We start from the raw sequence: 13,346 nt of genomic DNA on the forward strand, positions 1-13,346 counted from the left end.
TACGGTGGGGTTAACCCTACCGTCGATCGGGCGGCGGGCAGGATCGGAACGGAGCGCGCCGATGCCTAGCGTCAACACCATGACGACGCAAGCCTCCCTCACGCGCTCACCCCTGGCCCGGCTGGTGCGCCAGGTCGGCATCGACACGCAGTACGTGCTGCTCGGCTTCCCGATCGGCATCATCACCGTCACGGTCTTCATGACCCTGTTCTTCACCGGTCTCGGCCTCCTGATCATCTGGGTCGGCATCCCCCTGCTGATCGCGACCCTGATGACCGCCCGTGGCTTCGCCACCCTGGAAAGGGCGCGGATCGGCCCGGTGTTCGGCCAGAAGCTCCCGCACCCGTACTACAAGAAGGCGGCCGAGGGCGGGTTCGTGCGGCAGGCGCTCGGCGTCCTGGGCGACGGGCAGTCCTGGCTCGACATGCTGCACGGCATGTTCCGCTTCATCCCCAGCACGATCTCGTTCAGCCTGGTCGTCACGTGGTGGGCGGGCGCGATCGGCGGCCTCACCGTGCTGCTGTGGGACTGGTCGATCCCGCACCCGGAATCGAACACCGACCTGCCCGAGCTGCTGGGCATGGGCGACGGCACGGGCACCCGGCTGCTGTTCTACTTCGCCTGCGGCGTGTTCTTCGCCGGCACGCTCTACCCCGTGGTCCGCGCGTCGGCCCTGCTCGAGGCATGGTTCGCCCGCGGCCTGCTGAGCGGCGTCAACGAGCTGCGCGAGCAGGTGGCCGAGGCCAACGCGGCCCGCACGGTCGCCCAGCAGCAGAAGGCGGCCGCCGTCTCGGCCGAGGCCAACGCCCTGCGCCGGCTCGAGCGTGACATCCACGACGGCCCGCAGCAGCGCCTGGTGCGCCTCGCGATGGACCTGGGCCGGGCCGAGCAGCAGTTCGCGACCGACCCCGAGGCGGCCCGGGCCACCGTGGCCGAGGCGCTGACCCAGACCCGCGAGACGCTGGACGAGCTGCGCGCCCTGTCCCGCGGCATCGCCCCGCCGATCCTGGTCGACCGCGGGCTGCAGGCGGCCCTGACCGCGCTGGCCGGCCGCAGCCTGGTGCCGGTCGAGCTGGACGCCCCGCTCGCCGAGCGCCTCGAGCCGACACTCGAGTCGACCGCGTACTTCGTGGTAGCCGAGGCCCTGACCAACGTGGCCAAGCACAGCAACGCCAACGAGGTGCAGGTCAGCGTGCGCCGCAACGCCACCGGCCTGATCGTCTCGGTGGCCGACGACGGTGTGGGCGGGGCCAGCGTGGCCAAGGGGCACGGTCTGGCCGGGCTGGACGACCGGGTGCGGGCGGCCGGCGGCGTCCTGGACGTCAGCAGCCCGGTCGGCGGTGGGACCAGGCTCACGGCGGCCCTCCCCGTCTGAGCCTGTGTGACAGCATGTCGGCATGCGGGTGGTGATTGCCGACGACGCGGTGCTGTTGCGTGAGGGACTGGTCAGGCTCGTCGAAGAGAACGGCCACACAGTGGTGGCGGCCGTCGGCGACGGGCCTTCCCTCGTGTCGTCGATCGCCGAGTACAAGCCGGACGTGTCCATCGTGGACGTGCGGATGCCGCCCTCGCACACCGACGAGGGGCTGAGGGCCGCGGTCGAGGCGCGCGGCCTGGTGCCCGGCACCCCGATTCTCGTGCTCTCCCAATACGTCGAGGTCTCGTACGCCGACGACCTGCTGGCCGACCGCCTGGGCGCGGTCGGCTATCTGCTGAAGGACCGGGTGTCCCAGGTCGCCGAGTTCCTGGACGGCCTGCGCCGGGTGGCCGGCGGCGGCACGGTGCTCGACCCCGAGGTGGTCAGCCAGCTGCTCGTCCGCCGCCGCCGCGACGACCCGCTGCGCAACCTGACCCCGCGCGAACGTGAGGTGCTGGGCCTGATGGCCGAGGGCCTGTCCAACAACGCGATCGCCCGCAAGATGGTCGTCACCGACGGCGCGATCGAGAAGCACGTGCGCAACATCTTCACCAAGCTCAGCCTGCACCAGGACGAGGAACAGCACCGCCGCGTCATGGCAGTGCTGGCCTACCTGCAGGGGTAGGGCTACCACTACTGCCGATACGCGGGTCAGCGGGATCGATCGGGATCGGGCTTCTTCATAGCGTCGTTGCCATGGAGACGAGGGAACAAGTCAAGGGAATCGCGGCCCGCGCCGCGCTTTGGAGCGCCCGCCACCGGGCGCTCGCGATCCTCGGGTGGATCGCCTTCGTGATCGGCGTGACCGTGCTCAGTGGACAGCTGGGGACGATCGAGGCCAAGGGGTCGGACCAGGGACACGGGGATTCTGGTAAGGCCGACAAAATCGTCGAGGCGGCCGGCTTCCCGGTGCAGCCGGCCGGCGAGATGGTCATCGTGCAGAACCGGGCCGGCACCGACCGTACGGCCGCGGTGAGCGACGTGACCAAGGCGCTCAAGAAGACCGCGAACGTCATCGACGTGCAGCCGCCGGTCCAGTCGCCGGACAAGCGCTCCTCGCTCGTCACGTTCAGCATCAGCGGCGACCCCGAGACGGCCTCCGACCGGGTGCAGCCCTCGCTCGACGCGGTCGCGGCCGTGCAGGCGAAACACACCGACCTCTACGTGGCCCAGGGCGGCTCGGCCAGCGGCGACAAGCTGATCGGCGAGGACCTTGAGAAGGGCCTGACCCAGCTCGGCATCCTGTCCATCCCGGTGACTTTGGGCATCCTTCTGGTCGCCTTCGGGGCAGTGGTGGCCGCGCTGCTGCCGGTCGCGCTGGCGATCATGGCCGTGATGGCCGCGATGGGCCTGCTGGCCTTCGCGAGCCGCCTGGCCCCCACGGTCGACACCACCGCCCACGTCATGCTGCTGGTCGGGCTGGCCGTCGGCGTCGACTACTGCCTCTTCTACATCCGCCGGGAACGCGACGAGCGGCGCAACGGGGCCGACCCGCACCGCGCCCTGGTGATCGCGGCGCAGACGTCGGGCCGCTCGATCTGGATCTCCGGCCTCACGGTCATCGTGGCCATGGCGGGCATGTTCCTCACGTACGACACGACGTTCGTCAGCTTCGCGGTGGGCACGATCCTGGTCGTGGCGACGACCGTGCTGGGCTCGCTGACCGTGCTGCCGGCCCTGTTGTCGGCTCTCGGCGACAAGGTCGACGCGGTCAAGATCCCCGGGCTGTACCGCAAGAACAGCGAGGGCCGGATGTGGAACGGCTTCCTGCGCCTGGTGCTGGCCAAGCCGCTGATCTCGGCCGTGCTGGCCGTGGGCGCGCTGGCCGCGCTGGCCGCCCCCGCGCTCGACCTGAAGACCAAGGGGGAGGGGATCGAGGACCTGTCGCCCGACGCGCCGATCGTGCAGGCCTACCTGGCCGTCGAGAAGGCCTTCCCGAGCGAGATCTCGCCGGCCGAGGTCGTGGTGCAGTCGCCCGGCGCCGGCTTCGAGCAGAAGGTCACGTCGTTCCGCGCCGCGGTCGAGAAGAGCGGTGGACGGCTGGCCGGTCCGGTCGACGTCGAGCTCAACCCGGCCGGCACGGTCGCGGTCGTCTCGGTCGGCCTGGTCGACGAGAAGGCGCTCGACCTGCTGCGTGAGGACGTGGCGCCGGCCGCCTTCGGACCCGGAGCCCTGGTGACCGGGGAGGCGGCGGGCAGCGCCGACTTCAACGCGCGGCTGAACGCCAGCCTGCCGTGGGTGTTCGGCTTCGTGCTCGGGCTGGCCTTCCTGTTGCTGCTGGTGTCGTTCCGCTCGGTCGTGGTCGCGCTGACCGGCGTGGTGCTCAACCTGCTGTCGGTGGCCGCCGCGTACGGCATGCTCGTCTGGGTCTTCCAGTACGGCCACTTCGAGGACCAGCTCGGCTTCCGGGCCGCCGACGGCATCACCAACTGGATGCCGCTGTTCCTGTTCGTCATCCTGTTCGGACTGTCGACGGACTACCACGTCTTCGTGCTGAGCCGGATCCGCGAGGGCCACGACCGCGGCCTGAGCACCCGGCAGGCCGTCCGCGAGGGCATCGGCCGTACGGCCGGCGTCATCACCAGCGCGGCGGTGGTCATGGTGGCGGTGTTCGCGCTGTTCGCCACGCTGCCGATGGCGTCGACCAAGCAGCTGGGCATCGGGCTGGCGGCGGCGGTGCTGCTGGACGCGACCATCATCCGGGCCGTGCTGCTGCCCGCCGTGATGGCGATGCTGGGCGAGAAGAACTGGTGGCTGCCGCGCTGGCTGGGCTGGCTGCCGCAGATCGCCCACGAGCCGCCGCAGCAGGCCCCCGCGGCCGAGGGTCGCCACCGCGAGCTGACCACTGTTTCCTGATCCGACCCGTCACATCGGGGTCCCGGCGTCCGGCCGGGGCCCCGATTCCGCGTGCAACAGGAGTTCGGCGCCGACCGGGCGGTAACCGGCGGACTGGAAGGCGCGGACGCTGCGGGCGTTGCCGGCAGCCTGCTGCGACCACAGCACAGCGCCGGCCGGGACGAGGTGGCGCGCGGAGAGGGCGAGTGCCCGCCCCAGCCCCCGGTCGCGGGCCTGCTCGTCGACCTCGATCGAGACCTCCCAGCGGCCGGCCACCCCACGGCCGAGCGTGAGCAGCCCGCCCGGAACCGACCAGATGCGCACCTCGTCGCGGTGCGCGCGGGCCCGGCGTACGCGGGAATGGTCTTGATCTTGCTCGGTGAGCGGCAGCGGCGGCGGCCCGGGCAGCGCCGGAGCCACGGTCAGAAGGTCGATGGTCTCGGTGGTGCGCCCGGTTCGGGTCATGAGCATGGCCAGGAAGACCGGGTTCATGGTGGCCGCGAGCGGATCACAGTCGAGCCCGGCGATCGTGGCCCGGATCCACTCGGGGTCGTCGTCCAGGAAGATCACGGTGTGCGCGGTGAAGGCCAGCACACCGGCGTCACGCGCGCTCGGCTGCGGCACCACCGTCGTGCCGCCGTCGGCCGGCGGGAACTCGCCACCGGCCGCCGCGTCCAAAATCTTCGCCAACTCCATGTGTCGATCCTGCCTCCGTCCGGCGGCTTCAGAGCGCGGCGCCGGCCTGGTGGCCGAGCCAGGCTGCGGCCAGGCCGAGGATGAGGCTCGTTACGACGTACGCGAGGGACCGGAACCGCTCGCCGCGCTGAAAGAGAGTCAGAGCTTCGAGACTGAAGGTCGAGTACGTGGTGAGGGCGCCACAGAAGCCGGTGCCCAGCAGTGCCCCGGCGGCGTGCGGCACGGGCAGGCCGATCAGGAACCCCAGCAGCAGCGATCCGGCGATGTTGACGACGAACGTGCCGAGCGGGAACGAGCCCGCGCGGCGGCGAAGGGCCTGGTCGGTCAGGTAGCGCAGCGGCGCCCCGACCGCCGCGCCCAGGGCGACCAGCAGAACCGTCATCGCCGCAGCCGGACGGCCAGGGAGCTGCCGGCCCAGACGGCCAGCAGGGCGCCGATCACGGTGGCGAACAGGTAGGCGATGCCGATCACGGTGGGTGACACCACGACATCAGTCATCGCGGTCGAGAACGTCGTATAGCCGCCCAGAAAGCCGGTCGCCAGGAAAAGCCGCAATCGACCCTGATTCGGAACAAGAACCGAGACGATCCCGATGAGGAAGCATCCGGACACGTTGACCGCCCAGGTGGTCCAGGGAAAACCGTCTCCGGCCCGGGGCCAGAGGACGCCCAGGCCGTAGCGGGCCAGGGCGCCCAGGATGCCCCCGGCGGCGATCACGGCGAGTGTCCCGGACTTCACGCTGATCAAGGTAGCGCGCCCGTGACCGGGGCGAACGTGGCGGCGTCCGCCCCGGCCGGACTGTCCACTGTAAATTACGATCTTGGAATCCGCCCCCGGCCCGACGGGTTACGGGTCGATCGGGTGATGTGTGACACACCGTTCATCCGGGAGTGGTTGCCGCCGGGGTGCCGCCGGGGGTCCGTTTGCTGGTCACCCAGGGACATTTCGCCCGTCCGGCTCGCCGGGGCGACCGGGGAACGATTCCCTAACGGTCTGCGCGGAACTTAACCTTGAGTGGTACCTTTCGGCGTCCGACTTTGCAGGTCTTCGAAGACCTGGCGATATCGCGCGCCCGAGGAACACGAGAGGGCAGCGCACCAGCAGCCGGCGATGGACGAGGGAATGCAGCACGTCATCAATCACAGCGGTCACGACCACCCGCCGGCCCCTCAGCACATTTCGGGTCGGCCAGCTTCCACAGAGAGGGTGAAGTGATGTCGGAGCGCTCCGCTGCCCTGCTTCCTGACCAGGGTACGGACTTCGTCGCCGCGCTCAGCGCGCCGCCGGTCAACAACCTGCGGCGCATCGGCGGCGAGATGTTCAACTGGAGCGACCGCGACCCGCAGCGCAGCGAGGCGCTGCCCCGGGGCGCCGTCCTTCGCCACCTGATCGGGCAGTACGCCGGTCCCGGCCGCACGGTGCTGGTCGCCGGCCCGCACGCCGACGAGGTCGTCGTCGCCCTGGCCGACAGCGGGGCCGAGGTCACCTGGCTGCTCCGCTCGCTGATCGACGCCGAGGACGCGGCCCGCAACCACTCGCGGGTCACCGTTCTCTCCGGCGCCGCCGTCAAGCTGGACGCCGGCGAGCGCTTCGACCTGGTCGTCGCGGCCGACGGCGTCGAGCGGCTGAACTCGGCCGAGGGTGAGCAGATGGCCCCGGCCCGGCTGATCGACCGGCTGGCCGAGGCGGTCCGCCCCGACGGCGTCCTGCTGCTCGTGCACGACAACCACCTGGGCGTGCACCACACCGTCCGCCTCGAGCCGGGCGCCCGCGAGCGCCTCGACTCGGACTGGAACGCCCCCGAGGACGAGAACGACCCGCAGCGCCCCGCCTCGCCGGAGCAGCTGGCGGCCCGGCTGGCCGAGTCCGGCCTGACCGTCGGCGCCTCGTACGCGGTGTTCCCCGAGCCGTCCGTCCCGACCGTGCTGGTCGGCGAGGGTCTGCTCGGCGTCGTCTCGTCCCCGCTGCGCCCCCGGCTCGGCACCGCGCTGTCCCAGGCGTTCACCGCGGCCTACCGCAGCCGTCCCGTCCTCAGCGACCCGCGCCGCCTGATCAGCCGCTCGCTGCGGGCCGGGGCCGAGGCCACCGTCGCCCCGGCCTGGCTGGTCATCGCCCGGGCCGGCGACGCGTCCGTCGTCGACCGGCACGAGCTGCTGGTCGGCGACCCCAGCGGCACTTTCGCGTACGAGGTCTCGTCGGCCGCCGGTGACGTGCGCACCACCGTCATCGAGCCCCTCGCCGGACCGCTCGAGCGGGCCGGCCTGCGCCGCATCGGCGAGCCGGCCGCCCCCGGCGCCGACTCCGGCTACGTGCTGGAGGAGCGCCTGCTGCACCTCGCGGCCACCAACGACCTGCGCGCCCTGCGCACCGAGCTGGCCCAGTTCGACTCCTGGCTGCGCGGCCAGGCTCAGGACGGCCTGCTGACCGGCCCGGTCGCGCTGGCCGGCCTGGCCGACGTGCTGGTCACCGACCAGGGCCCGGCGCTGCTGCCCACCCGGTGGGAACCGGTCGAGCCGGTGCCGGTCGAGACGGCCGTGGTCCGCGCGGTCTGGCAGTTCGCCGTGCAGCTGATCACCTCGGGTCAGCCCCACCCGTGGCAGATCACGTCGAGCGCGGTCGACCTGACCGCGATCATGCTGGGCATGGTGGGCCGGGGCGTCGACGCCGACCGGGTCCGCGCGGCGGTCGAGCTGCACGTCCGGCTCGAGACGGCCGAGTTCGACCTGAGCCTGGCCGACCAGCACGACCGGCGGCTGAAGCTGCTGGCCGTCTCGCCCGGCACGGCCTCGGTCGACGTGCCCGGCTTCCGCGAGCTCACCGAGGCGCTGTGGCGCCAGCGGTACGAGGCGAGCCATCTGCTGGCGATGATGGAGTGGACCGAGCAGATGATCAAGTCGCGCGACCTCGCGGTCAGCAAGATGGACTGGGAGGTTCAGTTCTACAAGAAGACCTGGCCCGGCCGGGTCCTCATGGTCGCCCGCAGCGGCTACCGGGTGATCGTGCGGGACGGCCGCAAGTTCGTCCGCGGCCGCCGGGCCCGCAAGGCCGCCGCCAAGGCAGCGGCCACCGCGCAGCAACAGCAAGGCTGAGCCAAGAAAAAAGGGCCCCCGCTCGGGGGCCCTTTTCTATGGCCGGATCAGACCAGGTCCCAGGTCAGCGGGGTGCCCTTGGCGGCGTCGGCCACGAAGGTGCGGCCCAGCACCAGCCCGATGGCGTCGGGCTCGAGCCCGCCGGTCGGGCGGATGGACCGGACGTTCTCGGGGGTCACCTTGTCGCCCGCCTTGACGTCGGCCACCACGTAGAGCGACCGGCGGAACCGCAGGCCCTCCTTCTCGGCCTCGGTCGGGCCGATGTGCGTGGTGCCCAGCGCCTGCCAGGCCCGCTCCGACTCGATGCGCAGCGCCTTGAGCTCGGCCGGCTCGAGCGAGAAGGCCGAGTCGACACCACCGTCGGCCCGGTCGAGCGTCACGTGCTTCTCGATCAGGCAGGCCCCGAAGGCGACCGACGCGATCGGCACGCCGATGCCGTGCGTGTGGTCGCTCAGGCCGATGGGCAGCTCGAGCATCTGGGCCAGCACCGGGATGCGGCGCAGGTTCGTGTACTCCGGCGGGGCCGGGTACGAGGCGGTGCAGCTGAGCACGGTGATGTCGGTAGCGCCCACGCCCTGGGCCGCCTCGACCGCGGCGGCGATCTCTTTCACCGAGGCCATGCCGGTCGAGATGATGATCGGCTTGCCCGTGCTGGCCGCCAGGCGGATCAGCGGCAGGTCGGTGATCTCCGACGAGGCGATCTTGTAGAGCGAGGCGTCCAGCTTCTCGAGGAGCTCGACCGCCGTACGGTCGAACGGGCTGGAGAACGGCGTGATGCCCCGCTCGCGGGCACGCTCGAAGATCGGCTGGTGCCAGTCCCACGGCGTGTGGGCGCGCTCGTACAGGTCGTACAGGTAGGCCTCGGACCACAGCTCGTGACCCTTGGAGATCTGGAAGCGCGGGTGCTTGACGTCCACGGTCATGGTGTCGGCCGTGTACGTCTGGATCTTGATCGCGTCCGCGCCGGCGTCCGCCGCCGCGTCGACCAGCGCGAGCGCCCGGTCGAGAGAGCCGTTGTGGTTACCCGACATCTCCGCGACGATGTACGGCCGCTTCTCGGGCCCGAACTCAGTCATTACTTCCCTCTCTCCGTCCAGACGACGGTCTTCATCTCACCGTCGACGAGTCGTTCGTAGCGCCGCGTCTCTTTGAAGCCGAAGCGCCGGTGCAGGGCGAGCACCTGCTTGTTCTCGGCCAGTGTCTCGCCGCCCAGGGTCTCCAGGCCCAGTGTGCCGAAGGCGTAGTCGACGGCCTCCTTCTCCAGCCGCATCCACGCGAACAGGAGCTTGTCGCCCAGCCCCGCGGCGTCCAGATAGAAGGACCAGGTGTTGCCGTCGAAGATGACCACGCCGGCGGGCGTACCCGCATCGTCTTCGTAGATCAGCACATCACGCCACCGCTTTTCCCACCACCTCGCGTGCTCCTCGGGCTTGATCTCGTGCGTGGTCAGGCTCACGGCACGCACCGACTCATGGTTGCGCCAGGGCAGGATCAGATCCCGTTCGGCGTAGGTCGCAGGTCGCAGCACAGTGTCAAAGTATGGCCGCCCCGCGATCGTTCCCGCCGGGGACCTGGGTCACAGCGCGATTCCTCACCTCGGGGGCCCGCCGGCCGATCAAGCCGGAAGCACTTTTCCCCTAGGAGGCGCCCGGATGGGCCGAACTTTGCGGATCTCCGTGGCGCTGCTGGCGGCGGTGATCGCCGGCGTCGTGGTCAACGCGATCAGCCCGGTCATCCCCTGGGTGCTGCTCTGGGTGCCCGGCGTGGCCGGGGCGGCCGTGCTCGCCGTCGACTGCTTCCAGACCGCCCGGGCCGAGCACCTTCCGCTGGCCGTCCGTCAGTTCTGGCGACGGATCGGGGTGATCTGTGTGCCGGTCGGCCTCGGCAACGCGGCCCAGGCGTACCACGCCCTCGTCGCCCCCGACCCGGCTCACGCCGGCGTCGGCATCGGTCAGATCGCCATCCAGAGCGTCGCCGTGGTCCTGGTCATGTACGCCCTGCTCCGCCTGCCGTTCGGCCAGCAGACGCGGGGTGAGCTGTTCCGGGTGGTGCTCGACGCGGGCACCGTCATGCTGGCCTGCGCGGTCTACCTGTGGCACTTCAGCGGGCGGTACGCGTTCGAGGGCGGCGACCCGGGCATGCTCTTCGCCTCGCTGGCCCTGAGCGTGCTGGCCCTGCTGGCCGTCTTCGCCGTGGCCAAGTTCCTGCTGACCAGCCAGAACCACATGGACCCGGGCGCTCTGCGGCTGATCGGCCTGGCCGTGGTGATCGGCGCGGTCGGCCCCGCGCTGCGCCCGCTGCTGTCGGCCTGGGATCCGAACCTGTACCCGGACATGATCGATCTGCCGGCCCTCTTCCTGTGCGCGATCCTGGCCAACCGCCGGCAGCGGGCCGTCCGGCCGGGGCCGCGGCGCGGTGAGAAACCTGTGCGCCGGCGCCCGTTCAGCTTCCTGCCCTACCTGGCCGTCGCCGTCGTCGACGGGCTGCTGCTGGTCGTCACCTGGCAGGACGACAGCGCCGCCCAGCGCACCGTCGTGGTCGCGGCCGTGCTGCTCACCGCGGTCGTCGTGCTCCGCCAGATCACCGCGTTCAGCGACAACGGCCGGCTGCTGCGCCGCCTCGACCACAACGCCACCCACGACGCGCTGACCCAGCTGCCCAACCGCGTGCTCTTCCACGAGCGGCTGCGCCGGGCCCTGGACGCGCCGGGGGCCCGCCCGGTCGCCGTCGCGCTGATCGACCTGGACGACTTCAAAGAGGTCAACGACACCCTGGGCCACGAGGTCGGCGACCAGTTGCTGATCGCAGTCGCCCACCGCCTGGCCGGCTGCCTGCGGGTGGAGGACACGGTGGCCCGGCTCGGTGGCGACGAGTTCGTGGTGGTGATCGACGGCGCCGACCCCGAGGCGGCCGGTCTGGCCGCCCGCCGCATGATCGACTCGCTGCGGGCGCCGGTGCTGGCCGACGGTCACGAGCTGCCCATCCGGGCCAGCATCGGCATCGCCGACGGCCGCTCCGGCGACGACCCGAGCGTGCTGCTGCGGCAGGCCGACATCGCGATGTACGCGGCCAAGGCCCTGCCCGGCACGGCGGCGCTGCACTACGACGAGGACATGACGGCCACCTCGGTCGGCGCCGAACTGCAGGACGCGATCCGCGACGAGCAGCTGTTCCTGCTCTTCCAGCCGATCGTGGCGCTCGACGAGGGCCACCGCGTGCTGGGCGCCGAGGCCCTGGTGCGCTGGAACCACCCGGTGCACGGCACTCTCGCGCCCGACGCGTTCATCCCGGTCGCCGAACGTACGGGCCTGATCGTGCCCCTCGGCCGCTGGGTGCTTCGGGCCTCGCTGCGCCAGCTGGCCGCCTGGCCCGCCGGCACCCTCCTCAACATCAACATTTCCGCCCGCGACCTGCGCGAACCCGACTTCGCCGGCGCCGTCAAAGCCCTTATTGACGAGTACGGCGTGACCCCGGCCCAGATCACCCTGGAGATCACCGAGTCGATGCCCGTCGAACCGGGCGACTCGTTCACGGTGCTCGACGAGCTGCGCACCTTAGGCGTGAAGCTGGCCCTGGACGACTTCGGCACCGGCAGCTCCCCGCTCAGCCTGCTGCACGACGTGCCCCTCGACGAGGTCAAACTCGACCGCACGTTCACCCAGGCCGACCCCGACGAGCGGGTGTCGGTGGCGGCCGGCGTGGCCCACCTGGCCGAGGCGCTGAAGCTGCACGCCGTGGCCGAGGGCGTCGAGACCCCGCAGCAGGCCGAACGCCTGCGCGAGCTGGGCTACCAGGCCGCCCAGGGCTACCACTTCGCCCGCCCCCTGCCGGCCGCCGACTTCGAGGCGCTACTGCCCGTCGAGGCCTCCGCCTAGGCTCAGATCATGGAGATCTTTCACCGCCCGGCCGTACGGGTGATCTGCTTCGACGCCGACGGCCGGGTGCTCCTGATGAACTGGCGCGACCCGCACGACGGCTCCCGCCTGTGGGAACCACCCGGCGGCGGCATCGAGGAGGGCGAGAGCCCGCTCGAGACGGCCCGCCGCGAGCTGGCCGAAGAGACCGGCCTCGACCCCTCCCGAGTCGGCGAGACGTACATCGACGTTCACCGCGCGTCCCAGTGGAAGGGCCGCCTCTACACCGGCAACGAGCAGTTCTTCGCCGCCCGCTACGACACCGCACGGCCCGCCCTCTCCGCGGCCGGCCTGATGCCCTACGAGGCCGAGGAGCTGCTGGGCCACGCCTGGATAGCCCCGGCCGACTTCCCGGCCCTGCCCGACCGCCTCGAACCACCCCACCTGGCCGAGGTCGTCGCGCGCCTCTGAGGGCTACTCGAGGTTGGCGGTCAAGTAGTGGAGGGAGTTGGCCAGGTCGGGGCCGGGGGTGTGGGGGCGGCGCAGTTCGGTGGTGTAGACGGCGAGGTCGGCCAGGATCCACCAGAGGCGGTAGAAGGCGATCGTCCGGCGGGAGACGGTTCGGCCGGTTCGGTGCTCGTAGTGGGCCAGCAGGCCGTCGTCGGGGTGAGGTGGGGCGCCGATCATGGCGGGGGTCAGCATCCAGAGGTCGCGTTCGGGTGGGGCCAGGCGGGTGGTGTCCCAGTCGATCAGCCGGAGGCCGGTGGGGGTCTTGAGGACGTTGCCGGGGTGGGGCTCGCCGTGGGTGACGACCCAGTCGGTGGCTGGGGCCACGTCGGCGGCCATGTTGTCGAAGTCCTGCAGCCAGGCGGTGATGCGGGCGGCGTGCCGGCTGAGGACCTGGCGGGCCGGTTCGGCGTACGGGCCGCTCGTCCAGGGGCCCTCGAGGTCGTTCAGGGCCGCCTCCAGGTCGGCTCGGCCCGGTAGCCGCAGGTCGGTGGGTTGCGCGATCGGCGGTGGCTCGGTCTGGTGCAGGGCGATCAGCAGGTCGAGGACGGCTGAGCGGTCGGCTGCGGGGTGGGGGCCGAAGTCGCCGGCGGTTCCGGGGACCAGGGGATAGACCGACAGCGCGTGCTGGTGGCTGAGGGGGCGGGCCGCGTCGCCGTCGCGGTCGGGGATGGGGGCCAGCACGAAGTCGAGGCCGGCTCGGCGCAGGGCCGCGGCCGTGCCCAGGGCCCGCCTCAGCGTGGGCAGATCGGCTCGTACGTCGATCGTGACGAACCATCGCTCGGCGCCCGCGGTCGCCGACCAGTGGTAGCCGCCGGCGCCGACCGGCAGGAACTCCAGCTCACTGACGGCCAGCCGCCAGCCGTCGGCCAGGCCCCGTACGACATCGTCATCGGTCAAGCCCTCGGGTCGCTCGCGCACGACCCGCATTGTGCCGCAGCGGCCGAC

General features: G+C 71.5%; 12 protein-coding genes. 6 read left to right on the forward strand and 6 right to left on the reverse strand.

The annotated features are described in order from the left end of the window. Positions 1–79 precede the first annotated feature (79 nt). The 3 genes from OWR29_RS05890 to OWR29_RS05900 all read left to right on the forward strand — a co-directional run bounded on the left by OWR29_RS05890 (position 80) and on the right by OWR29_RS05900 (position 4,273). On the forward strand, positions 80–1,375 hold the full coding sequence (locus OWR29_RS05890; RefSeq protein WP_267561470.1) for a sensor histidine kinase: 1,296 nt from the start codon (positions 80–82) through the stop codon (positions 1,373–1,375). Positions 1,376–1,397: 22 nt separating this feature from the next. Then, entirely contained in the window at positions 1,398–2,042 is a 645-nt protein-coding gene (locus OWR29_RS05895; protein WP_267561471.1) for a response regulator, read from the forward strand. Positions 2,043–2,113: 71 nt separating this feature from the next. Continuing rightward, positions 2,114–4,273, forward strand: a complete 2,160-nt coding sequence (locus OWR29_RS05900; RefSeq protein WP_267561472.1) for an MMPL family transporter — start codon at positions 2,114–2,116, stop codon at positions 4,271–4,273. A 9-nt stretch (positions 4,274–4,282) separates the two neighbouring features. On the opposite strand, the gene OWR29_RS05905 is transcribed toward OWR29_RS05900, so the two are convergent. From OWR29_RS05905 to OWR29_RS05915, 3 genes are read right to left on the reverse strand one after another with little or no spacing between them, the layout of a single operon-like run. Continuing rightward, on the reverse strand, positions 4,283–4,948 hold the full coding sequence (locus OWR29_RS05905) for a GNAT family N-acetyltransferase (RefSeq protein WP_267561473.1): 666 nt from the start codon (positions 4,946–4,948) through the stop codon (positions 4,283–4,285). A 28-nt stretch (positions 4,949–4,976) separates the two neighbouring features. Further along, positions 4,977–5,330, reverse strand: a complete 354-nt coding sequence (gene crcB, locus OWR29_RS05910; RefSeq protein WP_267561474.1) for a fluoride efflux transporter CrcB — start codon at positions 5,328–5,330, stop codon at positions 4,977–4,979. After that, on the reverse strand, positions 5,327–5,686 hold the full coding sequence (locus tag OWR29_RS05915) for a fluoride efflux transporter FluC (RefSeq protein WP_267561475.1): 360 nt from the start codon (positions 5,684–5,686) through the stop codon (positions 5,327–5,329). Before OWR29_RS05915 ends, crcB begins: the two co-directional genes overlap by 4 nt. A gap of 476 nt (positions 5,687–6,162) precedes the next feature. Between OWR29_RS05915 and OWR29_RS05920 the strand changes: the two genes are divergently transcribed. Beyond that, complete coding sequence (locus OWR29_RS05920) at positions 6,163–8,037, forward strand: class I SAM-dependent methyltransferase (RefSeq protein ID WP_267561476.1); 1,875 nt, start codon at positions 6,163–6,165, stop codon at positions 8,035–8,037. Between the two features lie 47 nt (positions 8,038–8,084). Here OWR29_RS05920 and pseI read toward each other — a convergent pair whose 3' ends face one another. Together pseI and OWR29_RS05930 are read right to left on the reverse strand one after the other, a co-directional pair. Further along, positions 8,085–9,113, reverse strand: a complete 1,029-nt coding sequence (gene pseI, locus OWR29_RS05925) for a pseudaminic acid synthase (RefSeq protein ID WP_267561477.1) — start codon at positions 9,111–9,113, stop codon at positions 8,085–8,087. Continuing rightward, positions 9,113–9,565 (reverse strand): GNAT family N-acetyltransferase, encoded by a 453-nt coding sequence (locus OWR29_RS05930; protein WP_267561478.1) that lies wholly within the window; start codon positions 9,563–9,565, stop codon positions 9,113–9,115. Before OWR29_RS05930 ends, pseI begins: the two co-directional genes overlap by 1 nt. A gap of 124 nt (positions 9,566–9,689) precedes the next feature. Here OWR29_RS05930 and OWR29_RS05935 point away from each other — a divergent pair, with 124 nt between their 5' ends. Together OWR29_RS05935 and OWR29_RS05940 are read left to right on the forward strand one after the other, a co-directional pair. Then, positions 9,690–11,912, forward strand: a complete 2,223-nt coding sequence (locus OWR29_RS05935; RefSeq protein ID WP_267561479.1) for a putative bifunctional diguanylate cyclase/phosphodiesterase — start codon at positions 9,690–9,692, stop codon at positions 11,910–11,912. A 9-nt stretch (positions 11,913–11,921) separates the two neighbouring features. Continuing rightward, the gene (locus OWR29_RS05940) at positions 11,922–12,362 is read left to right on the forward strand and encodes an NUDIX hydrolase (RefSeq protein WP_267561480.1); all 441 of its coding nucleotides are present in this window, start codon (positions 11,922–11,924) and stop codon (positions 12,360–12,362) included. Positions 12,363–12,365: 3 nt separating this feature from the next. Here OWR29_RS05940 and OWR29_RS05945 read toward each other — a convergent pair whose 3' ends face one another. Then, entirely contained in the window at positions 12,366–13,328 is a 963-nt protein-coding gene (locus OWR29_RS05945) for an aminoglycoside phosphotransferase family protein (protein ID WP_267561481.1), read from the reverse strand. Positions 13,329–13,346: the final 18 nt, after the last annotated feature.

It is taken from the genome of Paractinoplanes pyxinae, assembly GCF_026626335.1.
Taxonomy (GTDB): Bacteria; Actinomycetota; Actinomycetes; order Mycobacteriales; family Micromonosporaceae; genus Actinoplanes; species Actinoplanes pyxinae.